Here is a 21483-nt window from a genome sequence, read left to right on the forward strand (position 1 = left end):
TGAGACGAATCTTAGCCGTCGATCATGGCGACGTCAGGGCTGGTCCTACAAACTGTCGTAAATGACTCACCGGTGCGGCGTGTCCGTCGGCGCGGCGGCGCCGAACTGGCCGGATGTTAGCGTCTGACGCGTGTTGTTCGGCGTGATCAGACCCGCCCGGCTGGCCGCGGCGACCGCGGCGACGGCGACTCTCGTCCTGGCATCCAGCGGCTGCGGATCCGACAAGCCCGCCGGTCAGACGCCGGCCCGTTCCCTGGTCACCCCGACCACCCAGATCGCGGGGGCGGGCGTGCTCGGAAACGACCGCCGGCCCGACGAGTCGTGCGCGCGCGATGCCGCCGAGGCCGATGCGGGTTCGGCGAAACGGCAAGTCCACAACGCCGCGGGCGTCAGCCCGGACGTCGTGCAGGTGCCCGCCGACCCGCAGCGCATCGTGGTGCTCTCCGGCGACCAGCTAGACACGCTGTGCGCCCTGGGCTTGCAGTCGCGAGTGGTCGGCGCGGCGTTGCCGGACGGGTCCTCGAGTCAGCCCGCCTACCTGGGCGGCGCGGTGCACGGCCTGCCCGGGGTCGGCACCCGCTCGCACCCCGACCTGAAGGCGATCGCGAGCGCACACCCCGACCTGATCCTGGGGTCGCAGGGGTTGACGCCGACGCTGTATCCGCAGCTGACCGCGATCGCCACGACGGTGTTCACGGCCGCACCGGGTGCGGCGTGGCGGGACAACCTGCGCGCCGTCGGCGCCGCCACCGGCCGCACTGCCGCGGTGGACGGGTTGATCAGCGGCTTTACCCAGCGAACGACCGACATCGGCGCGCGGCATGACGCCTCCCACTACCAGGCGTCGATCGTGCAGCTGACGACCGCCACCATCCGGGTGTTCGGCGCCAACAACTTCCCGGCCAGCGTGCTGGGCGCGGTCGGCGTGGACCGGCCGGCGTCCCAGCGATTCACCGACAAGCCCTACATCGAGATCGGCAGCAGCGACGCGGACCTGGCCAAGAATCCGGACCTGTCGATCGCCGACGCCGACGTGGTGTACGTGTCCTGCGCCACCCCGGACGCCGCCGACCGGGCCGCCACGATCCTGGACAGCAACCCGTGGCGCAAGCTGTCCGCCAACCGGGACAACCGGGTCTACATCGTCAACGACGAGATCTGGCAAACCGGCGAGGGCCTGATCGCGGCCCGCGGCATCGTCGACGACCTGCGGCTGGTGAACGCCCCGATCAACTGACGGCGGTCCGGCAAAAACGCGTCCATCGTCATAACGTGATGTTCACCCCGTCCAATGGCGAAAGAACTTTTACCCTAGCTAAACTTCTTGACGACGCATCGAATCGAAGAGGGATTTTCATGAGCACAGTTTCGGCGTACGCGGCCACCTCGCCGACGGCACCGCTGACCAAGACCACCATCGAGCGGCGCGACCCGGGTCCGCACGACGTGGCGATCGACATCAAGTTCGCCGGCATCTGCCATTCCGACATCCACACCGCCAAGGGCGAATGGGGCACACCGGATTACCCGCTGGTCGTGGGCCACGAGATCGCCGGCGTCGTGACCGCCGTCGGCTCCGAGGTCACCAAGCACAAGGTGGGCGACCACGTCGGCGTCGGCTGCATGGTGAACTCCTGCGGCCAGTGCAGCAGCTGTAAAGCCGGGCTCGAGAACTACTGCAAAAAGGGCGCCACCTTCACCTACAACGCCACCGACCGCGACGGCACGACGACGCAGGGCGGCTACAGCCAGGCGATCGTCGTCGACGAGAACTTCGTCCTGCGCATCCCCGACTCGCTGCCGCTGGACCAGGCGGCGCCACTGCTGTGCGCGGGCATCACGCTGTTCTCGCCGTTGCGGCACTGGAAGGCCGGCAAGGACACCCGCCTGGCGATCATCGGCCTGGGCGGGCTGGGCCACATGGGCGTCAAGCTCGGCGCGGCGATGGGCGCCGACGTGACGGTGCTGTCGCAGTCACTGAAGAAAATGGAAGACGGGCTGCGGCTGGGCGCCAAGCACTACTACGCCACCGCCGAGCGCGAGACCTTCAAGACGCTGCGCAACAGCTTCGACCTGATCCTCAACACCGTCTCGGCCAACCTGAACCTCGACGACTATCTGAGCCTGCTCGACGTCGACGGCACGCTCGTCGAGTTGGGCATTCCCGAGCACCCGATGGAGGTGGGCGCGTTCTCGCTTGCGCTGGCGCGCCGCAGCCTGTCCGGGTCGAACATCGGCGGCATCGCCGAGACCCAGGAGATGCTGGACTTCTGCGCCGAGCACAACGTGACGCCGGAAATCGAGCTCATCGAGCCCGACTACATCAACGAAGCCTACGAGCGCGTCCTGGCCAGCGACGTGCGCTACCGCTTCGTCATCGACATCTCGAAGCTATGAGGCGACCTCCGAAGCCTCTTCGGCCTCGGAGCCTCGTGCCGCGATTTCGGCTGCTTCCGCGAACTCGTCGTCGGGAACAACCTCGCTGACGTCGATGCCGGCGAGGGGCCATCCGGCGGCGGCCAACGTGGCGGCCACCCGGATGACGTTTTCCGGCCCGGCGTCGAATTGGGTCATGTCGGAGATGAATTCGGCGATCGCGTCGCGATCGATCGGGCGATCGATTGTCTCCGGGGACCCTTCCTTCTCGGTGATGTTGCGCACCACGTCCCGGATCTGGTCTTCGGTGAGCGGTGTGCTGCGCAGCAGGGCCAGCAACGGCACTCGGTCCGGGCCGGGAACGCCGTCCGGGTAGCCGACCTGCAGCCATCGAATCACGGAACGGCAGAAATGGTGGCGGTGATCCTTTTCAGAGGACGCGGTTTTCGTCACCTCAACAGTGTCAGGGCAGCGGTATCAGCAGCGCCACCGGGACGTCACGCCATGCCGACAATTCATGCGCCGTTCACGAACAGCTCAGAAGGTCCCAGTCCTGGCCTCGGTCTGCCCGCACGCGCCGGGCCGCTGCCCGGGACGAGTGCGGCGATAATCAACTATTTGTCCGCGCATCCGGGAATCGTCCGCCCGGGATTTATTGGCGGTCAAGTCAATAATTGGACGGCGTCCACAACCTTCAGAAAGCGGCCCGGGGAAACACATTGCGCGTTTGCCGGTCGCTCGCACATGCTCTACATCGGCGACATTGATCGGCTGAGCTAGCTAACACCTTCCGAGCTTTGTTCCTTGGCGCAGTGGACCATCCGCTCGCTGAGGTGGATGAGTCGGTCCTCATACCCGCCAGGCATGGTGTAGGCCAACCGACGCAATTCGACGGCAAACTCGTACAGATGCTGGGTCAGCAACGCGACGGTCATAAGACGGTGATGACCACGTTTGCGGTGACGCGAGCCGCACGGAACAACATACTTCCAAAACCTCCCCGTATGGCGACCCTGATATTTGCGACGTGTCCCGATTCGTCGATGGCAGCGTAATCGCTCCCACATCTAGTTACATCGGAATTTGTAAAAACTCCGGCGCGGGTTATAGAGCAGCTCAGTGCCGGCCGGCCGACAGGCACGAGCCCCGTCCGATAAGTCGGACTATCTGTGAGCGCCGTGATGCGCGCTCAGAAGTCCCAGTCCTCGTCTACGGTGTTGACGGCCTTGCCGATCACGTACGACGACCCCGAACCGGAGAAGAAGTCGTGGTTCTCGTCGGCGTTCGGTGACAGCGCGGACAGGATGGCCGGGTTCACGTCGGTCTCGTCGCGGGGGAACAGCGCCTCGTAGCCGAGGTTCATCAGCGCCTTGTTGGCGTTGTAGCGCAAGAACTTCTTGACGTCCTCGGTCAGCCCGACCTCGTCGTAGAGGTCCTGGGTGTACTCCACCTCGTTGTCGTAGAGCTCGAAGAGCAGCTCGTAGGTGTAGTCCTTGAGCTCCTGCCTGCGCGCGTCGTCGACCAGCGCCAGTCCGCGCTGGTATTTGTAGCCGATGTAGTAGCCGTGCACGGCCTCGTCGCGGATGATGAGCCGAATCATGTCGGCGGTGTTGGTCAGCTTCGCCCGGCTTGACCAGTACATCGGCAGGTAGAAGCCCGAGTAGAACAGGAAGCTCTCCAGCAGCGTGGAGGCGACCTTGCGCTTCAGCGGCTCGTCGCCCTTGTAGTACTGCATGACGATCTCGGCCTTGCGCTGCAGGTTGGGGTTCTCTTCCGACCAGCGGAAGGCGTCGTCGATCTCGGCGGTCGAGCACAGCGTGGAGAAGATGTTGCTGTAGCTGCGCGCGTGCACCGACTCCATGAACGCGATGTTGGTGTAGACGGCCTCTTCGTGTGGCGTCAGGGCGTCGGGAATCAGGCTGACCGCCCCGACGGTGCCCTGGATGGTGTCCAGCAGCGTCAGGCCGGTGAAGACCCGCATGGTCATCTGCTTCTCGTGGGCGGTCAGGGTTCCCCACGACGGCAGGTCGTTCGATACCGGCACCTTCTCGGGCAGCCAGAAGTTGCCGGTCAGGCGGTCCCAGACCTCGGCGTCCTTTTCGTCTTGCAGCCGGTTCCAGTTGATCGCCGAAACGCGGTCGATCAGCTTCATGTTTTCGCTCACCAGAACCCCACTTCACACACCGTTTTGCTGGACGAATCCCAGGCTCCAGACACTACCCCTGGGGTGCGACAAGCAACGGCAACACAACAAGTTGTGTTTACGTGTCGCCGACGTATCCGGCCACCACCGGATCCAATCCAACCTCCAGTATTGCGCGGTAATCATGTACCATTTGGTACATGATTACCGAAGACGGCGTCGAGATCGACGCGCCACCCCAACTCGTCTGGGAGGTCTTCACCGACGTCGAGCACTGGCCCGAATGGACCACATCGGTGACTTCCCTTGTCGGCCTTGATGGTTCGAGCCTTGCCGTCGGCAGGCGGTTCGCGATCAAGCAGCCCGGCATGTCAAAGCTGGTCTGGACGGTCACCGAGCTCGACCCCGGTAGGTCATGGACCTGGATGCAGCGCTCTCCAGGGGTGCGGGTGACCGCCCGGCACGACGTCATCCCCCAGCCCGGCGGCCGCACCCTGGTGCGCCAGCAACTCGACCAGCGCGGCGCACTGGGCGCACTGGTCGGGCGGCTGATGGCCAAGAAGACCAAACGCTTCCTGCAACTCGAGGCCCAGGGCCTCAAGGCTCGATCAGAGCAGCTCACCCGCGCCGATGGCGCGCACTCCTGACACCGAGCGGCGCCGGCAGCTCCTCGATGCGCTGCTAGCCGAGTTCGCTACCGGCGGCATCGGCGACCGGTCGCTGCGCGAGGTGGCCGCCGCCGTCGGCACCAGCCACCGGATGCTGTTGCACCACTTCGGTTCTCGAGAAGACCTGCTTGTGGCCATCGTCGAGGAGGTCGAACGCCGCCAGATGCGGCGGCTGCCCGAATTGCCGCCCGACCCGGCCGAGAGCTTCGCGGCCATGTGGGCCGACCTCCGCCGACCCGAGCTACGCGAATCCGAGCGCCTGTTCTTCGAGTGCTACGCCCGCGCCGCCCAGGGCGAAAAGCCTTTTGCCCGAATGATTCCCGGTGCGGTCGACGGCTGGCTGGCCGAGGTTGAGGCGGTCGCCGAGGGTCCGGTCGACCCCGCCTTGGCGCGGCTGGGCCTCGCCGTCGCGCGCGGACTGCTGCTGGATCTCGTTGCGACCGATGACGAGGCCGGCGTAGACGCGGCCGCGCAGGCTTTTATTCAGCTCTTGGCAGCACCGAGATGAGCGTGTCAACGAGTTCCTCGGCGCTGGTGTGCCACTTGTCCAAGTCCATGTGGCCACTCAAATCCAGGCCCGTGATGCCGTGTGCGCTCGTCAAAATGAGCGCCCCATAGCGTGGCGCCTGCTGCGGACCGGTGATGCGGCCCACCATCTGCAGAAATAGTCCCTGCGTGCGTTCGGCCACCTGCATCGCTGCGGTCGGGTCGCCCGCCGGCGGAGTGAACATCAGGCGATAGAGATGCGGGCGGGTGCGGCCGATGGCGATCAGCGACAGCAGGGCCGATCGCAGACATTCCTCGGGTGAGTCTTCGGCATCGGCCAACGCTTCGAGTGCATCACCTAATTCGCGCAGCGCGTTGGTGGCCAGCTCGGCGATCAGAGACTCTTTGTCGGCGAAGTGGCGATACGCCGCCGAGCGCGACACGCCGCTGCGGGCACCCACCTCGCGCAGGGTCACCGCCTCGACTCCTCCGAGGTCGAGCAACACCCCGGCCGCCTCGACCAACGAACGGCGGGTGGCCGCCGCACTCTCGGATCGTGTCGTCACCCGCAGAGCATAAGCCGGTCCTTGGGTTGACAATGTCAACTCAACTGTTAGTTTGAGATGACAGCGTCAACTGAAGCTGGATCCCCTCGATTGGAGACCATCATGTCGTCGAATCGCGCCACCCGTAATGAACTGATCGTCGTAACCGGTGCCTCCACAGGCATTGGCGCAGCCGGCGCACGGGAACTGGCCCGCAAGGGTTTTCACGTGCTGGCCGGTGTGCGTCGCGAGGTGGACGCCGAGGCGCTGCGCGCGGATGGCATCGAGCCGCAGATTTTGGACATCACGATGCAATCGGACGTGGCCGCGATCGCCGACCGTGTCGCGCGCGACCCGCAGCGGCGCCCCCTGCGCGCCCTGGTCAACAACGCCGGGATCGCGGTCAATTCTCCGATCGAAACGCTGCCGATAGCCCAGTGGCGCCGGCAGTTCGAGGTAAATCTGTTCGGCCACATCGCGATGACCCAGGCGCTTTTGCCGGCCCTGCTGCTCAGCTCGGGCACCGTCGTCAATATCAGCTCCGTGGGCGGCAAGGTGGTGTTGCCGACGTATGGCGCATATGCCGGTTCGAAGTTCGCCTTGGAGGCCGCCAGCGATGCGTTGCGGCGGGAGGTGACCGGGCTCGGCATCAAGGTGGTCGTCGTCGAGCCCGGCGCGGTCAAAACCGAAATGGCCGAGCGCGGAATCAGCACGGCGGAGGAACTGATGGCGAACCTGACCGATGCTCAACTCGCCCGCTACAGCGATCTCATCGCGGCCGTCACGGCACAAGCCCGGTCGTTCGGCCAGGATGGCGTTTCGCCCGAACACGCCGCGAAAGTGATCGCCAGGGCCGCGACCGCATCGCGTCCCCGCACTCGCTACACCATCGGGCGCGACGCCGCGATCCTGGTGCGGATAAGCCGCTTGGTGTCCGACCGGGTCCTGGACCGCATCATCCGGCAGAACCTGCGATCTTTCGCCAAAAAGCCGCAGTCGATCGAAAATCGCAGCGCCGCAACAACTTTGCTCGGCAGCTAGGCCGTCGCGCGTTGGCCCATGCTCACGCCATAGAACTGGTATTCGTCCGGCTTGACCGAGCGGGTCGCTCGCCAGTACTCCCATGTGTAGCCGCCCCAGAGCACGGTGTTCTTCCCGTGCTCGTCCAGATACCAGCTGCTGCAGCCGCCGCTGTTCCACACCGACGGGCCCAGCCTTCGCTGCAGTTCGTCGTTGAACTTGTCCTGGGCGGCGCGGGTCGGCGCCAGCGCCTGCGCGCCGAGCTTGTCACAGGTCGCGATCGCGTCTGCGACGTAACGGATCTGGGATTCGATCATGAACACCACGGAGTTGTGCCCCAGCCCGGTGTTGGGACCCAGCAGGAAGAACAGGTTCGGCACGTCGGCGATGGTGATCCCGCGGTGCGCGCCGATGCCCTCGCGGTTCCACCGGTCCACCAGGTCCTCGCCGTGCAGCCCCTTGATCTGGACGTAGGTGTAGGAGTCGGTGACGTGGAAGCCGGTGGCATACACGATGACGTCGGCCTGCCGGTGCGTTCCGTCGGCGGTGACGATGCCGTCGGCGGTGATCCGCGCGATGTGGTCGGTGACCAGTTCGGTCTTCGGGTCGGCGACCGCTGGATAATAGGTGGTGGAGTTCAGGATTCGCTTGCACCCGATGCGGTAGTTCGGCGTCAGCTTGCGCCGCAGCTCGCGATCTTTGACCGATCGGCGAATGTTGTACTTGCAGTAGGCCTCGATGAACTTGAGCAGGTTCGGCCGCTTCGTCATGCCGATGGCCAGCGCCTCCTGCCCCCAATAGATGACCAGGCGCACCAGCGCGCGCAGGCCGGGCACGTTCTCCATCGCGCGGCGCACCGCCGGCGGGATCTCGGGGTTGGAGCGCGGCACCACCCACGGCGGAGTGCGTTGGTAGAGCTGAAGGTCGGCGACCTGTCCGACGATCTCCGGGACGATCTGGATCGCGCTCGCGCCGGTCCCGATCACCGCCACCCGCTTGCCGGTCAGGTCGACGCTGTGGTCCCACTCCGCGGAATGGAAAGCGGCGCCACCGAATTCGTCGCGGCCCTCGATCTCGGGCATGGACGGGATGTGCAGCGCGCCCGCACCCGAGATCAGGAACTGCGCGACGTACTCGCGCCCGTCGGCGGTGAACACGTGCCAGCGGTTCTCGTCGTCGTCCCAGTGCGCACGGTCCACCAGCGAGTCGAACTCGATGTAGCGGCGCAGGCCGTACTTCTCGGTGACCCCTTTGAGGTAGTCCCAGATTTCGGGCTGATAGGAGAATGGGTTCTTCCAGTCGGGCTTCGGCTCGAATGAGAACGAGTACAGGTGCGACGGGATGTCGCAGGCGCAGCCGGGGTAACTGTTGTCTCGCCAGGTGCCGCCGATGTCGCCGGCCTTTTCCAGGATGACGAAGCCGACGCCCTGCTTCTGCAGCGCGATCGCCATCCCCAGGCCGGAGAACCCGGTCCCGATGATGACGGCGCGCGTGTGCACCGGCTTGTGGGCGCCGGCCCCCGGCAGTGTCTCGGTTTGTGTCACGACGTCGGTCACGGTCGATCGGTCCTTCTATCCAGGTCTGTCTCGGGTCGGCGTTAGCCGGCGTGTTCGGCTGCGGCCCCGGCTGACGAAGATACCCAGTACCCAGGGTATCGGTTTGGACGAGTGTTATCGATGCCCGCGGCGATTGTCAACGCCGCGGCCCGCTCAGCCCGCGGCCGGCTTAACGGTCACCATGTCGTGAACCGGCAGGTCAGGATCCATTGTGATGCCCAGCGCCTCGGCGGTGCCGACGATTACCCCCATCATGATTGTCGTCAGGTGCGCGACGAACTGCTCGCGCGACATCAGGCGCGGGCTTTCCGGCTCGGGACCCAGCCACCACTCGGTGGCCGATGCGGCACAGCCGAACGCCGCGTGCCCGGCCAGCTCGACCGCCGCATGGTCGAGCTCCATCTCGCGCAGCTCGTTGTCGAACATGTCGGCCACGGCCAGCGTGATGCCACGTCCCTCGTCCAGGATCTGGGGGCTGGCGGCCGAGCGGCCCTGGATGAACACGCGCAGCACGTTGGGGTGCTTGTCGACCAGGACCACGTACTCCTCGACGCTGCGCCGGATCACCTCGCGGGCCGAGTCGGTTTTCAGGTCGATGGACGCGAAGATCGCCGCCCACAGCATGTCGCGCAGCCGCTCCCCGATCGCCTGGAACAGGTCGGACTTGTCGTGAAAATGCCGGTAGATCTTCGGTTTGGCGGTACCGGCCTCCTCGGCGATCTCCCGCACGGACAGCTCGGGGCCGAGGCGGTCGATGGCGCGGAAGGCCGCGTCGACGATTTCGCTACGCACTTTCTTGCGGTGCTCGCGCCATCGTTCGCTGCGCGCGTCGACCTTGGCCCCAGGCTTGACGCTGGGGTGGGGCCGGGGAATTCTCACCACGTCAAGCACTTTACCTCCTCGCGGCTTCTGACCTGGGCAGACTGCCCGATCAGGGCGAGATTTAGAGCATGCAGGACACGCAGCCCTCGACCTCTGTTCCCTCCAAAGCCATCTGACGAAGGCGGATGTAATACAGCGTCTTGATTCCCTTGCGCCAGGCGTAGATCTGCGCCTTGTTCACGTCGCGCGTGGTGGCGGTGTCCTTGAAGAACAGCGTCAGAGACAGCCCCTGGTCCACGTGCTGGGTGGCCGCGGCGTAGGTGTCGATGATCTTCTCGTAGCCGATCTCATACGCGTCCTGGTAGTACTCCAGGTTGTCGTTGGTCAGATACGGCGCCGGATAGTAGACGCGGCCGATCTTGCCTTCCTTGCGGATCTCGATCTTGCTCGCCACCGGGTGGATCGAGCTGGTCGAGTGGTTGATGTAGCTGATCGACCCCGTCGGCGGGACGGCCTGCAGGTTCTGGTTGTAGATGCCGTGCTGCTGCACCGATTCCTTGAGCCGCTGCCAATCCTCTTGTGTCGGAATGCGGATGCCCGCCTCGGCGAAGATCTCCCGCACCCGCGGGGTGGCCGGCTCCCACACCTGCTCGGTGTACTTGTCGAAGAATTCACCCGAGGCGTACTTCGACTTCTCGAAGCCGCCGAACTTCGTTCCCCGTTCGATCGCAATGCGATTCGACGCCCGTAGCGCGTGGTACAGCACGGTGTAGAAGTAGATGTTGGTGAAGTCGACGCCCTCTTCGGAACCGTAGAGCACCCGCTCGCGCGCCAGGTAGCCGTGCAGGTTCATCTGCCCGAGCCCGATCGCGTGAGAGTCGTTGTTGCCCTGCTCGATCGAGGGCACCGACCAGATGTGCGTCTGGTCGCTCACCGCCGTCAGCGCGCGGATCGCCACCTCGATGGTCTGGGCGAAGTCCGGCGAGTCCATGGTCTTGGCGATGTTCAGCGAGCCCAGGTTGCACGAAATGTCCTTGCCCACTTTGGCATACGACAGGTCCTCGTTGAACAACGACGGCGTCGACACCTGCAGGATCTCCGAGCACAGGTTCGAGTGCGTGATCTTGCCCTCGATCGGGTTGGCCCGGTTCACCGTGTCCTCGAACATGATGTACGGATAGCCCGACTCGAACTGCAACTCGGCCAGCGTCTGGAAGAACTCGCGCGCCTTGATCTTCGTCTTGCGGATGCGCCCGTCGTCGACCATCTCGTAGTACTTCTCGGTCACCGAGATGTCGGCGAACGGCAGGCCGTAGACCCGCTCGACGTCGTATGGCGAGAACAGGTACATGTCCTCGTTCTTCTTGGCCAGCTCGAAGGTGATGTCGGGAATCACCACGCCCAGACTCAGCGTCTTGATGCGGATCTTCTCGTCGGCGTTCTCGCGCTTGGTGTCCAGGAACCGGTAGATGTCCGGGTGGTGCGCGTGCAGGTACACCGCGCCCGCGCCCTGCCGGGCCCCCAGTTGGTTGGCGTAGGAGAACGAGTCCTCGAGCAGCTTCATGATCGGGATGACGCCCGAGCTCTGGTTCTCGATGTTCTTGATCGGAGCGCCGTGCTCGCGAATGTTGCTGAGCAGCAACGCGACTCCCCCACCGCGCTTGGACAGCTGCAGCGCGGAGTTGATCGATCGCCCGATCGACTCCATGTTGTCCTCGATGCGCAGCAGAAAGCAGCTCACCGGTTCGCCGCGCTGCTTCTTGCCGGAGTTCAGGAACGTCGGGGTGGCCGGCTGGAATCGCCCGTCGATGATCTCGTCGACAAGCTTCTCGGCCAGGACGGTGTCGCCGGCGGCCAGCGTCAGCGCCACCATGACCACACGGTCCTCGAAACGCTCCAGGTAACGCTTCCCGTCGAACGTCTTCAGCGTGTAGGAGGTGTAGTACTTGAACGCGCCCAGAAACGTCGGGAACCGGAACTTCTTGGCGTAGGCGCGGTCCAGCAGCGTCTTGACGAAGTTGCGGCTGTACTGGTCGAGAACCTCACGCTCGTAATAGTTCTCCTTGATCAGGTAGTCGAGCTTCTCGTCCTGATTGTGGAAGAACACCGTGTTCTGGTTGACGTGCTGCAGGAAGTACTGATGCGCGGCCTCGCGGTCCTTGTCGAACTGAATCTTGCCGTCCGCGTCGTACAGATTCAGCATCGCGTTGAGCGCGTGGTAATCCGTTTCGCCCGGCAACGCGTGGGCACCGGTGGTTACAGGCTCTGCAGCGACGGTTGGTGGCACGTCTGTTCCTTCCAAAAATTGGCTAAGCCCGCGCGGACGGCATCCACGTCGTCCTGGGTTCCCATTAGTTCGAAGCGGTAGAGGTACGGAACGCCGCACTTGCGCGAGATCACGTTGCCCGCGTAGGCGAATTCGGCACCGAAGTTGTTGTTGCCCGCGGCGATGACGCCGCGGATCAACAACCGGTTGTGCTCATTGTTCAAAAAGGCGATGACCTGCTTGGGGACGTAACCGCCGGCGTTGAGGTCGGGAGTCGCGTGCCCGCCGCCGTAGGTGGGCAGGACGAGGACGTAGGGCTGGTTCACCTCGATGCGGCCACGCAGCGGTATCCGCGTGGCGGGAATCCCCAGCTTCTCCACGAAGCGGTGGGTGTTCTCCGACACCGAGGAGAAATAGACCAGGTTGCGCGACTGCACCGCAACCTCCTTACTTGACGTCTTGCCTTACGCGCTGAGTTCCGCCGTGGAGAGCGCCTTGATGCGGTCGGGCCGGAAACCGGACCAGTGGTCGTTGCCCGCCACCACCACAGGAGCCTGCAGGTATCCCAAAGCCATCACGTAGTCGCGCGCCTCGGCGTCCAGCGAGATGTCGACCTTCTCGTAGGCGAGGCCCTGCTTGTCCAGCGCCTTGTAGGTGGCGCTGCACTGCACACATGCCGGCTTGGTGTACACGGTGATGCTCATAGAATGCCGCTCCTTTGCGGAAGAGGGGGACCCAACGGACTGGCAACTACTTTTGGACTGCGTCTTTGCTATCTTCAGCGATCCGGCAGGCTCCCTGATTCCCGTATTGCGGCCGTCCAGGTCGAGCGACCTGTGAGTGCCGATTTCGGGGGGTTCACCGAGTCTGGCTTGCTTGGTGGTCCTGGGATCTGCCGGTGCTCGAAACACTACACCTAGTGGCTGACAAGATGTCGAGATACAAGATGTTCTGAATAACAATTTTGAAATTCCCTGGTCGTGAGCCCTGTCGCGAACAAATCTGACCACCCGATCGGCGTGTCGCAGATCACACGCCGAGGCGCGGCCGTCTCTATGTAGGGGTATAGCAGGGACCACCGACATCACCGCCGCCGACGACGGCACCACCCTCAGCTAGCAAAGCCGCCAGAACGGAGCTGGCGGCTTCTGCTATTCGGTTGTGCCAACCGCGCTGGTCGCCCGGCGAGCGGCTTGTTGACTTCTGCCAATCAGCCGACTTCGGCGGCGAGCTTGCCCACCACATCACGCACGTTCGCGGACAGCTCGGCGTGGTCAGCGGGCGCCTTGCCCTCCAGGGTTTTGAACGGCACCGACAGTTTGATCGCCTCCACGACCCGCGCGCCGGCGATGCCGAACGACTTGCGGGTGTCGTCGTGCGCCCACACCCCGCCGTACTGGCCGAAGGATCCGCCGATGACCGCCAGCGGCTTGCCCTTCAGCGCGCTGTCGCCGAACGGCCGGGACAGCCAGTCGATCGCGTTCTTGATGACGGCCGGGTAGCTGCCGTTGTATTCGGGCGTCACCACCAGGGCGGCGTCCGCGTCGGCCGCCGCGGCGCGCAGCGCGGCCACCGGGGCCAGCGGTGGCGCGCCGGTGTTCATCACGTCGTCGATCTCCTCGTTATAGAACGGCAGCTCGCCGAGCCCCTCGAAGATCGTGACCGTCACGTCGTCGGCGGCGACCGCCCCCGCCAACTCGGCGATCTGGCGGTTGATCGACGCCGCCCGCAGGCTTCCCACTAACGCCAAGATTTTGGTTGCCACTGTCGGAGTTTCCCTTCGGTCGTTGTGTACATCCTCGCACGGCTTAAACGGACTACAGTCCGATTTATTCCGGCAGCGTTAAAGTGCAGGAGTGAGCGAGCGGTCCGGTGAGTTGCACGTGCTCTCCCCCCAGGTGGTGCACCACGAACGGGGCGACGCGGCGCGCAACCGCGCCCTGCTCCTGCAGGCTGCCCGAACCCTGGTCGCCGAGCGCGGCGCCGACGCCGTCACCACTGATGACATCGCCGCCGCCGCCGGGGTCGGCAAAGGCACGCTGTTCCGCCGCTTCGGCAGCCGGGCCGGGCTGATGATGGTGCTGCTGGACGAGGACGAACAAGCCGTTCAGCAGGCGTTCCTGTTCGGTCCGCCACCCCTGGGCCCCGGCGCGCCGCCGGCCGACCGGCTGGTCGCGTTCGGGCGGGAGCGGATCCGATTCGCTCACGACCATTGCGAACTGCTGTCCGCGGCCAACCGCGACCCGCAGAACCGGCACAACGCGCCGGCCATGGTGCTGCGCACGCACGTGCGGATGTTGCTCAAGGCCGCCGACTCCACCGGCGACCTCGACGCCCAGACCGACGCGCTGCTCGCGCTGCTGGACGTGGACTACGTCGAGCACCAACTCGCCGAGGGCGGTCACACGCTGGCGACGCTGGGCGACGCGTGGGAAAGCTTGGCGCGCAAGCTCTGCGGGCGATGAACGCCGTGGCCGCGGCGGGGCCGGATTGGGTCCTGCACGTGGACCTCGACCAGTTCCTGGCGTCGGTCGAGTTGCGCCGGCACCCCGAATTGGCCGGGCTGCCGGTGATTGTCGGCGGCAGCGGCGATCCGAACGAACCGCGCAAGGTCGTCACCTGCGCCTCCTACGAGGCCCGCGAGTTCGGCGTGCGTGCGGGCATGCCGCTGCGGGCCGCCGCCCGCCGCTGCCCCGAGGCGACCTTCCTCCCCTCCGACCCCGCCGCCTACGACGAGGCGTCCGATCAGGTGATGGGGGTGCTGCGCGACTTGGGGCATCCGGTCGAAGTCTGGGGCTGGGACGAGGCCTATGTCGCGGTGACGGCACAGGATCCGGGCGAGATCGCGCAGCAGATCCGCAGCGTCATCTCCTCGGAAACCGGGCTGTCCTGCTCGGTCGGCATCAGCGACAACAAGCAGCGCGCCAAGGTCGCCACCGGCTTCGCCAAACCGGGCGGCATTTTCGTGCTCACCGACGCGAACTGGATGCCGCTGATGGCCGACCGTCCGGTGGACGCGCTCTGGAGTGTGGGTCCCAAGACGGCGAAAAAGCTTGCCGATCTTGAGATTACGACGGTATGGCAGCTGGCCCACTGCGACGCGGAGCTGCTGACGGCCACGTTCGGCCCGCGCACCGGGCTTTGGCTGCTGCTGTTGGCCAAGGGCGGCGGCGACAGCCAGGTCAGCGCCGAACCCTGGGTGCCGCGCTCGCGCAGCCACGTGGTCACGTTTCCGCGCGATCTCACCGATCGATCCGAAATGGACGCGGCCGTAACGGATTTGGCCGAGCGGGCGCTGACGGATGTGCTGGCGGAGGACCGAGTCGTGACCCGGGTGGCGGTCACCGTGCGAACGGCGACCTTCTACACGCGGACCAAGATTCGCAAGCTCGATGCACCGAGCACCGATCGCGACGTCATCGTGGCCGCGGCCCTTCGCGTTCTCGACCTATTCGAGCTCGACCGGCCGGTCCGCCTGCTCGGGGTGCGCCTCGAGTTGGTCATGCCGGACTAGCGGCGCCGGGCTGGGCCGCAGCGCGCGGGTAAAGATGACGTTCACCTGGCGCATGGCCACGCTATAGGGCCACCACGCAAGCCTTTTGAACGCGTACAGCGCCCGGATGTCGGCCGACGTGTAGATCAGGTACCGGTTCTTGGCCACTCCGGCCAGGATCTTGTCGGCGGCCTTTTCCGGCGACACGGCATGGCCGGCGAATCGCCTGATCCATCGCGCGACGTTGGGGTCTTCCCGGTTCACGCCGGCGATCTCCACGGTGCCGACCAGCGGGGTGTTCACCGCGCCCGGCACCACCACCGACACGCCGATGCGGTGCCGGGCCAGGTCGAAGCGCAGCACCTCCGACAGGCCGCGCAGTCCGTACTTGCTGGCGCTGTAGGCGGCGTGCCACGGCAGGGCCACCAGCCCGGCCGCCGAGGACACGTTGACCAGATGCCCGCCGCGCTTGGCCGCCACCATCGCCGGGACGAAGGTCTCGATGACGTGGATCGGACCCATCAGGTTGATGGCGATCATCTTGCTCCACTGTTCATGGGTCAGCCGGTCGACGGTGCCCCACGCCGATACGCCGGCGATGTTGAGGACGACGTCCATGCTCGGATGCGCGGCATGGACGTCGGCGGCGAAGGCGGCCACCTGGTCGTAGTCGGCGATGTCGAGCGCGCGATGCTCGGGGACCTGCGCGCCCAGGGCGCGCGCGTCGGCCACCGTCTGTTCGAGTCCGTCGCGGTCGCGGTCGGTCAGGTAGAGCTCGGCGCCGTGCGCGGCCAGCCGCAATGCCGTGGCGCGGCCGATGCCGCTTGCCGCGCCGGTGACTAGGCACCGCTTTCCCGCGAAAGACCGCCCGAATTCCCGCTGCGCCATGGCCGTGACGATACCGACGGTACTACCCGCTAGGGACGGCCCGCCCACAGCGCGTGCAGCCACAACTGCTCGAGGACGCTCACCCGTCGGTCACGGTCGCTGTCGCGCCCGGTCAGGATCGGGTCGCCGGTCAGCACCAGCGCGGTGGTGCCGGCCAGGGTGCGGATCAGCGTCGGCAGGTCGTCACTGATCGGCCTGGCCGTCCCGGCCTTCATCTCGGCCTCGACGATCCCGACGATCTGGCCCAGCACCACCTCGAACTGCTGGTCCAGCAGATCGCGAATCTCGACGTCGGTGTTGCGGGCCTCGTTGCAGGCGGTCACGACGGGGTCGTTGTGCGCATAGACGGCCGCGGCGCTGCCGACCATCCGCTTGGCGAACTCTTCGGGTGACTCGCCGGCCTGCCGGGGGGCGAAGTACTCGGTGAGTTCCTCGAGCTCCTCGGCGGCCTCGGCCATGAGTTGTGCCAGCACCGCGTACTTGGAGTCGAAGTAGAAGTAGAAGCCCGATCGCGCCACCCCGGCCCGCAGGCTGATGGTGCTCACCGACAACTCGGCAAACGGCTTTTCCTGCAGGAGTTCGCGCACCGCCTGCACGATCGCCTGGCGTTGCTTGTCGCCACGCCGTCGTGCGCCCGGCTCCGGAGTAGCGGGGTGGCTGGTCACTCCCTGACCTTGCACCACGCCGCGCAAAAAGCAAACTTGACAGCCGTCAAGTTTTTCAGCGAAGGTTATAAATCAGTGACGGCCGTCACCCGGAGGGCACGCAAAGGAGCGTTTATGACCGCCACCATCAGCACCCCGCAATACCTGCTGGATCAGGCGCGGCGCCGGTTCACCCCGACGCTGCAGACCATCCCGGGGATGGGTGCGATCGAGAAGCGCCTGCTCGCCCACGAGTGGGAGACCAAAGTCCTGGCGGAACCGCCGGCCGGCAGCGACCTCAAGCCCGTGCTTGGCGACGCCGGGCTCCTGATCCTCGGCCACATCATCGAGCTGTTCCGCGGCGGCCCGGACTACGCGTTGCACCTCTACCGAAACCACGGCCCGCTGATTTACCTGGACTCGCCGATCATGCCGGCGGTCACCGCGCTGGGGCCCGACGCCACCCAGGCCGTGTTCTCCAACAGGAACAAGGACTTCTCGCAGAAGGGCTGGCACCCGGTGATCGGGCCGTTCTTCAACCGCGGGCTGATGATGCTCGACTTCGACGAGCACATGTACCACCGCCGGATCATGCAGGAGGCCTTCACCCGCAGCCGGCTGACCGGCTACGTCGAGCACATTGACCGGGTCGCTACCGACATCGTCGCCAATTGGCCGACCAACGACGCGCGGTTCCTGTTCCACCCGGCGATGAAGGAACTCACCCTGGACATCGCGTCGCTGGTGTTCATGGGGCACGAGCCGGGTTCCGACCATGACCTGGTCACCAAGGTCAACCAGGCGTTCACCACGACGACGCGCGCCGGCGGGGCGATCATCCGGCAGCCGATTCCGCCGTTCAAGTGGTGGCGCGGCCTGAAGGCGCGCAAGTTGCTCGAGGACTACTTCGCCGAGCGGGTCAAGGACCGCCGTAGCGCCACCGGCAGCGACATGCTGACCGTGCTGTGCCACACCGAGGACGACGACGGCAACAGCTTCACCGACGAGGACATCGTCAACCACATGATCTTTTTGATGATGGCCGCGCACGACACGTCCACCTCGACGACCACCACGATGGTCTACAACATGGCCGCCAACCCGGAGTGGCAGGAGCGGGCGCGCGAGGAGTCGGCCCGCCTCGGCGACGGACCGCTGGACATCGAGTCGCTGGAGAAGCTGGAAACGCTCGAACTCATCATGAACGAGTCGCTGCGCATGGTGACGCCGCTGCCGTTCAACATGCGGATGGCGGTGCGCGACACCGAGCTGCTGGGCCACTACATCCCGGCCGGAACCAACATCACGATCTGGCCCGGCATGAATCACCGGCTGTCCGAATTGTGGACGGAGCCAGACAAATTCGACCCGGAGCGGTTCGCCGAACCGCGCTCGGAACACAAGAAGCACCGCTATGCGTTCGCGCCGTTCGGCGGTGGTGCGCACAAGTGCATCGGCATGGTGTTCGGCCAGCTGGAGGTCAAGACAGTGGTGCACCGGCTGCTGCGCCGCTACCGCGTCGAGCTGGCCCGGCCGGGCTACCAGCCGCACTGGGACTACGGCGGCATGCCGATTCCGATGGACGGCATGCCGATCGTGCTGCGGCCGCTGTAGAACGTCCGCGACGGCAGCCTCAGTCGCCGCCGTCGCGGTAGGGCCGAGTTTCATGTGCGCTATCACCGGCGCTAGCGCACATGAAACTCACCTATCGATCCGCTCCGCCGCACCGAGCCGCGAACAGCCGGTTGGCGCAGGCGATCACGGCGCGCAGCGCCGACTGGGTCGGATCGTCCGCCCAGCCCATCGCCCACTCGGTGCGGACGCCGTCGCTGCCGAGGATGAAAGTCGCGCTGCCGGTTGACGATCGCATCTGATGGAAGTTCACAACCTCGACCGTGATCCCGCGCTCATGCAGCATCGCGGTCAGGGCCGCGATCGGCCCTGACGCCGCGGCGGTGCCGGTGCTGATCCGGTCACCCACGGCGATCACGGCCCGGTAGTCGCGGGGCTGCGGGCCCAATCGGGCCGCGGGGCGACCGTCGTAAGCGCACTGCCAGTCGCCCAGCCGCAGCGGGCCGGCGTTGCGCCCGTAGGTCGCGACGAACCCCGCCCAGGACATGGAGTCGGCCTGCTCGCGCAGACCGAGGGGCAACGCGACGCCGAAGCGTTCGCCGAACCACACACCGGCGGATTCGAAATTTCGGAGTTGATCGCGCTCGGGAAAGGTCATGGTGCCGGTCTTTTCTGGTCAGCAGGAGCGACCGACGGCAGTAGCTTCCGACCCACAGCGGGGGGTCGGTCCGGATCAAACCCCGCTGCGGGTGCTAGCTACTACGACTCGCTCGAAAAGACGCACGAGCGTTGACATTAGACGCCAGGCCACGGTGTCTGCAACTCCATTCAGCGGGCGCAAAGCGCCGCTGAGCCGTACAAACGGACCGTACAAAAAAATACAGAAAATTATCCTAAAAGTTTGGTTTACTTGTGTTTAACAGGGGGTATGGCACGAAGCGGCAGTCAATTAGACGGCTGTTCAACTACCCCTCACCTGGAAGGCACGATCATGAAGGCGAAGAGCACCAAGAAAACCGTCAAAGCTGTCGCAGCGGCCGTGGCGGTGGCCGCGGTGTTGGCAGTACCGGGCTGTGCGACGACGGTCACCGGCGGCGCGGGCGGCTCGGGCCTCATCGGCGGTGCCGGCGGCTCCGGCGTCGGCGGCATTGGCGGACTCGTCGGCAGCCTCGGCCTTTAATCCGATTGAACAAGCGCCCCGCTCTCGGCGGGGCGCTATTTCCTCACTCGCTTCGTCTATCCGGCAGACCCGGATGACGGAGGATTCTCAACCCGACTTCGGCCGGGGTTAAGCACGCAATAGCGCTGGAACAATGGCGCTTTTGCGCTGCCTTTTGCGCTTTGTCGGCACCGCCGTGCGACGGCAATACTTTGCTATCCCCCGGGCGCAAGCGCGACATCATCCGCGCGCCACTGCCTCCGAATGATGCTGTTGCATTGGCTAATTGGGGTTCACAGGACAGCGACCACCTTACCGATGCCGAATGCAAACTAGGTCTTTACGTGTGTTTAATAGCCGTTGTAACATCCGTTAAATAGAGCGGTTTACATGCAGGGCTATGCCTCCAGATGAAAAGGATGTGATTATGAATTCAACGAGGACTAAGCGGGTCCTTAAAGCCACCGCGGCCGCCGCGGGATTCGTCGTGGTGTTGTTCGCGCCCACCGGATGCTTGGTAAGCGGGACCACCGCCGGAACCACCACAGGTGGCACGCTGGGCGGCACCACCGGTGGAACGGTCGGCGGCACCGTGGGTGGCACGGTCGGCGGGATCGTCGGCGGGATCACCGGCGCGCTCGGCCTCTAACCGCAAAGACAAGCGACCCGCTGGGACCTGTGGTCTTGGCGGGTCGCTGTTTTCGTGGACCGCTTCGCCTTAACCGGCCGGGCCGGCGGCGGGCTCGCACCGCAGGTATGCCTGGATCGTCGTACCCGTCCTGGTGGTGTGGGTTCGCACCAAGTCCGAGATGGCGTTGACCAGATACAGGCCCCGACTCGCGGGACCGCACGGGCCCGGGTCCAGACGCCCCACCAGCGGGTCCTCGAGTCGCCCGGTGTCGCGTGCCTCGCAGATCAGGTGCCCATCGTCCTGCCAGAAGGCCAACCGGCACGCGCCCCCGGTGTACATCAGGCTGTTGGTGGCCAACTCGGTGGCGACCAGCTGCAGATCCTCAATGCAGTCCCGCGACAGCCCCATCCAGCCCGCGTAGTCGACGGCGAAGGACCGGGCCGGCCGAAGGTCCGCCGACTTGCGGACCATGTAGGTGACCGCCCCGGGGCCGGCGGCCAATGGTTGGTTGCAGCGTTCCAGGACGTCGCTTGGCGCGAAATTTGAGCTGCGCTGCAGCGCACCGGATTCCCACAGCAGCGGATGCGTCGCGCGCGCGTTCCACAGCACGTCATCACGCAGCCGGCTCGCGTCGTACAGGCACAGGCTGGTGGCCGGGTAGCCGTCCATCGCCTCGTTGACGAGTGCTTCGTGCTCCATGCAGGCGACGAATTCTTTGTCGGTGCGGCCGGGCCACGCGAGCTGGCTGACGATCCGGACTCGTTGGTCCGGGTGCTCGTCGATGAACGCGCCCTCCATGGCCATGAACCGGCTCGGATTGCGGGCCACCTCGGTGATGTCGGCCATGCGCACCTCGGCGGGCAAGCCGCCGCCGGCGCTCAACTCGTCGTGCAGCAGGGCCAGCGTCTCGGGAGGCGCGGCCAGCAGCACCGCCTCGTCCGCCGCCAAACCGTCGCCGACGAAGCGGCCCACCAAATCGACAAACTCCTGCTGAGAGTGGTAAATCGATGCGGAGTGGACGAAACCGTATTGTCTGGCTTCATTACCCGCCGTCACTTCAGCGCGCTCGCTTTCGATCACTAACGCCAACCCCCTGTTGGGCAGGCTCGCGCCTTCCCTCCCTTCCAGTACCCCAAGCGGGCCTTTGCTATACCGCGCAACAGATCACATTTAGGTTGCCTCATCGGAGAGGCCGCTTCGACGGCCGGCGATCG

Annotated in this window: 24 protein-coding genes; 10 read left to right on the plus strand and 14 right to left on the minus strand. The window is 65.5% G+C overall.

What is annotated here, in order from left to right; genetic code table 11:
• The first annotated feature begins 160 nt into the window (after positions 1–160).
• Together MTY59_RS00280 and MTY59_RS00285 are read left to right on the plus strand one after the other, a co-directional pair.
• Entirely contained in the window at positions 161–1237 is a 1077-nt protein-coding gene (locus MTY59_RS00280; RefSeq protein ID WP_221046171.1) for an iron-siderophore ABC transporter substrate-binding protein, read from the plus strand.
• Between the two features lie 119 nt (positions 1238–1356).
• Positions 1357–2397, plus strand: coding sequence for an NAD(P)-dependent alcohol dehydrogenase (locus tag MTY59_RS00285; protein WP_221043916.1), 1041 nt, complete (start codon positions 1357–1359; stop codon positions 2395–2397).
• On the opposite strand, the gene MTY59_RS00290 is transcribed toward MTY59_RS00285, so the two are convergent.
• The 3 genes from MTY59_RS00290 to nrdF form a co-directional block, all read right to left on the minus strand.
• Positions 2392–2829, minus strand: a complete 438-nt coding sequence (locus tag MTY59_RS00290) for a DUF3349 domain-containing protein (RefSeq protein WP_221043917.1) — start codon at positions 2827–2829, stop codon at positions 2392–2394. The genes MTY59_RS00285 and MTY59_RS00290 overlap by 6 nt on opposite strands.
• Positions 2830–3152: 323 nt before the next feature.
• Positions 3153–3311 carry a hypothetical protein gene (locus MTY59_RS00295; protein WP_221043918.1) on the minus strand — a complete coding sequence of 53 codons (159 nt, stop codon included), beginning with the start codon at positions 3309–3311 and terminating at the stop codon, positions 3153–3155.
• Positions 3312–3565: 254 nt separating this feature from the next.
• Positions 3566–4540, minus strand: a complete 975-nt coding sequence (nrdF, locus tag MTY59_RS00300; RefSeq protein WP_221043919.1) for a class 1b ribonucleoside-diphosphate reductase subunit beta — start codon at positions 4538–4540, stop codon at positions 3566–3568.
• 179 nt (positions 4541–4719) lie between these two features.
• Here nrdF and MTY59_RS00305 point away from each other — a divergent pair, with 179 nt between their 5' ends.
• A complete protein-coding gene (locus MTY59_RS00305; protein ID WP_221043920.1) occupies positions 4720–5166 on the plus strand; it encodes an SRPBCC family protein in 447 nt (148 codons plus the stop codon).
• Positions 5150–5695, plus strand: a complete 546-nt coding sequence (locus tag MTY59_RS00310) for a TetR/AcrR family transcriptional regulator (RefSeq protein ID WP_221043921.1) — start codon at positions 5150–5152, stop codon at positions 5693–5695. The genes MTY59_RS00305 and MTY59_RS00310 overlap by 17 nt, the downstream gene beginning before the upstream one ends.
• Here MTY59_RS00310 and MTY59_RS00315 read toward each other — a convergent pair.
• Positions 5667–6239 (minus strand): TetR/AcrR family transcriptional regulator, encoded by a 573-nt coding sequence (locus tag MTY59_RS00315; protein WP_221043922.1) that lies wholly within the window; start codon positions 6237–6239, stop codon positions 5667–5669. The two genes, MTY59_RS00310 and MTY59_RS00315, sit on opposite strands and share 29 nt — an antisense overlap.
• A 102-nt stretch (positions 6240–6341) precedes the next feature.
• On the opposite strand from MTY59_RS00315, the gene MTY59_RS00320 reads away from it, so the two are divergent.
• Positions 6342–7259, plus strand: a complete 918-nt coding sequence (locus tag MTY59_RS00320; protein ID WP_250160679.1) for an SDR family NAD(P)-dependent oxidoreductase — start codon at positions 6342–6344, stop codon at positions 7257–7259.
• Here the strand turns inward: MTY59_RS00320 and MTY59_RS00325 are convergent.
• The 6 genes from MTY59_RS00325 to MTY59_RS00350 all read right to left on the minus strand — a co-directional run bounded on the left by MTY59_RS00325 (position 7256) and on the right by MTY59_RS00350 (position 13647).
• Positions 7256–8794, minus strand: coding sequence for a flavin-containing monooxygenase (locus MTY59_RS00325; RefSeq protein ID WP_221043923.1), 1539 nt, complete (start codon positions 8792–8794; stop codon positions 7256–7258). The two genes, MTY59_RS00320 and MTY59_RS00325, sit on opposite strands and share 4 nt — an antisense overlap.
• A gap of 153 nt (positions 8795–8947) precedes the next feature.
• A complete protein-coding gene (locus tag MTY59_RS00330) occupies positions 8948–9676 on the minus strand; it encodes a TetR/AcrR family transcriptional regulator (RefSeq protein WP_221043924.1) in 729 nt (242 codons plus the stop codon).
• 61 nt (positions 9677–9737) lie between these two features.
• Positions 9738–11903 carry a class 1b ribonucleoside-diphosphate reductase subunit alpha gene (gene nrdE, locus MTY59_RS00335; protein ID WP_250160680.1) on the minus strand — a complete coding sequence of 722 codons (2166 nt, stop codon included), beginning with the start codon at positions 11901–11903 and terminating at the stop codon, positions 9738–9740.
• Positions 11873–12319 (minus strand): class Ib ribonucleoside-diphosphate reductase assembly flavoprotein NrdI, encoded by a 447-nt coding sequence (nrdI, locus tag MTY59_RS00340; protein WP_221043925.1) that lies wholly within the window; start codon positions 12317–12319, stop codon positions 11873–11875. Before nrdI ends, nrdE begins: the two co-directional genes overlap by 31 nt.
• A gap of 27 nt (positions 12320–12346) precedes the next feature.
• Positions 12347–12586 (minus strand): redoxin NrdH, encoded by a 240-nt coding sequence (locus MTY59_RS00345; protein WP_221043926.1) that lies wholly within the window; start codon positions 12584–12586, stop codon positions 12347–12349.
• A 506-nt stretch (positions 12587–13092) separates the two neighbouring features.
• A complete protein-coding gene (locus MTY59_RS00350; protein ID WP_221043927.1) occupies positions 13093–13647 on the minus strand; it encodes an NAD(P)H-dependent oxidoreductase in 555 nt (184 codons plus the stop codon).
• 91 nt (positions 13648–13738) lie between these two features.
• On the opposite strand from MTY59_RS00350, the gene MTY59_RS00355 reads away from it, so the two are divergent.
• Together MTY59_RS00355 and MTY59_RS00360 are read left to right on the plus strand one after the other, a co-directional pair.
• On the plus strand, positions 13739–14347 hold the full coding sequence (locus MTY59_RS00355; protein WP_221043928.1) for a TetR/AcrR family transcriptional regulator: 609 nt from the start codon (positions 13739–13741) through the stop codon (positions 14345–14347).
• Positions 14344–15396 carry a DNA polymerase IV gene (locus tag MTY59_RS00360; protein ID WP_221046174.1) on the plus strand — a complete coding sequence of 351 codons (1053 nt, stop codon included), beginning with the start codon at positions 14344–14346 and terminating at the stop codon, positions 15394–15396. Before MTY59_RS00355 ends, MTY59_RS00360 begins: the two co-directional genes overlap by 4 nt.
• Here the strand turns inward: MTY59_RS00360 and MTY59_RS00365 are convergent.
• Positions 15331–16263 carry an SDR family oxidoreductase gene (locus MTY59_RS00365; RefSeq protein WP_221043929.1) on the minus strand — a complete coding sequence of 311 codons (933 nt, stop codon included), beginning with the start codon at positions 16261–16263 and terminating at the stop codon, positions 15331–15333. The two genes, MTY59_RS00360 and MTY59_RS00365, sit on opposite strands and share 66 nt — an antisense overlap.
• Positions 16264–16292: 29 nt before the next feature.
• The gene (locus MTY59_RS00370; protein WP_221043930.1) at positions 16293–16928 is read right to left on the minus strand and encodes a TetR/AcrR family transcriptional regulator; all 636 of its coding nucleotides are present in this window, start codon (positions 16926–16928) and stop codon (positions 16293–16295) included.
• 114 nt (positions 16929–17042) lie between these two features.
• Between MTY59_RS00370 and MTY59_RS00375 the strand changes: the two genes are divergently transcribed.
• Positions 17043–18521, plus strand: coding sequence for a cytochrome P450 (locus MTY59_RS00375; protein WP_221043931.1), 1479 nt, complete (start codon positions 17043–17045; stop codon positions 18519–18521).
• Between the two features lie 91 nt (positions 18522–18612).
• On the opposite strand, the gene MTY59_RS00380 is transcribed toward MTY59_RS00375, so the two are convergent.
• The gene (locus tag MTY59_RS00380; protein ID WP_221043932.1) at positions 18613–19137 is read right to left on the minus strand and encodes a 2-isopropylmalate synthase; all 525 of its coding nucleotides are present in this window, start codon (positions 19135–19137) and stop codon (positions 18613–18615) included.
• Positions 19138–19470: 333 nt separating this feature from the next.
• Here MTY59_RS00380 and MTY59_RS00385 point away from each other — a divergent pair, with 333 nt between their 5' ends.
• Positions 19471–19659, plus strand: coding sequence for a hypothetical protein (locus tag MTY59_RS00385; protein WP_221043933.1), 189 nt, complete (start codon positions 19471–19473; stop codon positions 19657–19659).
• A gap of 406 nt (positions 19660–20065) precedes the next feature.
• Positions 20066–20287 carry a hypothetical protein gene (locus MTY59_RS00390; protein WP_221043934.1) on the plus strand — a complete coding sequence of 74 codons (222 nt, stop codon included), beginning with the start codon at positions 20066–20068 and terminating at the stop codon, positions 20285–20287.
• Positions 20288–20356: 69 nt separating this feature from the next.
• Here the strand turns inward: MTY59_RS00390 and MTY59_RS00395 are convergent, their stop codons facing one another.
• Positions 20357–21349 carry a sensor histidine kinase gene (locus MTY59_RS00395; RefSeq protein ID WP_221043935.1) on the minus strand — a complete coding sequence of 331 codons (993 nt, stop codon included), beginning with the start codon at positions 21347–21349 and terminating at the stop codon, positions 20357–20359.
• Positions 21350–21483: the final 134 nt, after the last annotated feature.

Origin of the sequence: Mycobacterium senriense (assembly GCF_019668465.1) — a bacterium.
Taxonomy (GTDB): Bacteria; Actinomycetota; Actinomycetes; order Mycobacteriales; family Mycobacteriaceae; genus Mycobacterium; species Mycobacterium senriense.

What these genes read in the sequence shown, in the direction of transcription:
- MTY59_RS00320 (WP_250160679.1), top strand. Translation starts at nt 6,342, where the DNA reads ATGTCGTCGAATCGCGCCACCCGTAATGAACTGATCGTCGTAACCGGT.
- MTY59_RS00365 (WP_221043929.1), bottom strand. Translation starts at nt 16,263, where the DNA reads ATGGCGCAGCGGGAATTCGGGCGGTCTTTCGCGGGAAAGCGGTGCCTA.
- MTY59_RS00345 (WP_221043926.1), bottom strand. Translation starts at nt 12,586, where the DNA reads ATGAGCATCACCGTGTACACCAAGCCGGCATGTGTGCAGTGCAGCGCC.
- MTY59_RS00385 (WP_221043933.1), top strand. Translation starts at nt 19,471, where the DNA reads ATGAAGGCGAAGAGCACCAAGAAAACCGTCAAAGCTGTCGCAGCGGCC.
- MTY59_RS00380 (WP_221043932.1), bottom strand. Translation starts at nt 19,137, where the DNA reads ATGACCTTTCCCGAGCGCGATCAACTCCGAAATTTCGAATCCGCCGGT.
- MTY59_RS00375 (WP_221043931.1), top strand. Translation starts at nt 17,043, where the DNA reads ATGACCGCCACCATCAGCACCCCGCAATACCTGCTGGATCAGGCGCGG.
- MTY59_RS00295 (WP_221043918.1), bottom strand. Translation starts at nt 3,311, where the DNA reads ATGACCGTCGCGTTGCTGACCCAGCATCTGTACGAGTTTGCCGTCGAA.
- MTY59_RS00305 (WP_221043920.1), top strand. Translation starts at nt 4,720, where the DNA reads ATGATTACCGAAGACGGCGTCGAGATCGACGCGCCACCCCAACTCGTC.
- MTY59_RS00390 (WP_221043934.1), top strand. Translation starts at nt 20,066, where the DNA reads ATGAATTCAACGAGGACTAAGCGGGTCCTTAAAGCCACCGCGGCCGCC.
- MTY59_RS00360 (WP_221046174.1), top strand. Translation starts at nt 14,344, where the DNA reads ATGAACGCCGTGGCCGCGGCGGGGCCGGATTGGGTCCTGCACGTGGAC.
- MTY59_RS00285 (WP_221043916.1), top strand. Translation starts at nt 1,357, where the DNA reads ATGAGCACAGTTTCGGCGTACGCGGCCACCTCGCCGACGGCACCGCTG.
- MTY59_RS00310 (WP_221043921.1), top strand. Translation starts at nt 5,150, where the DNA reads ATGGCGCGCACTCCTGACACCGAGCGGCGCCGGCAGCTCCTCGATGCG.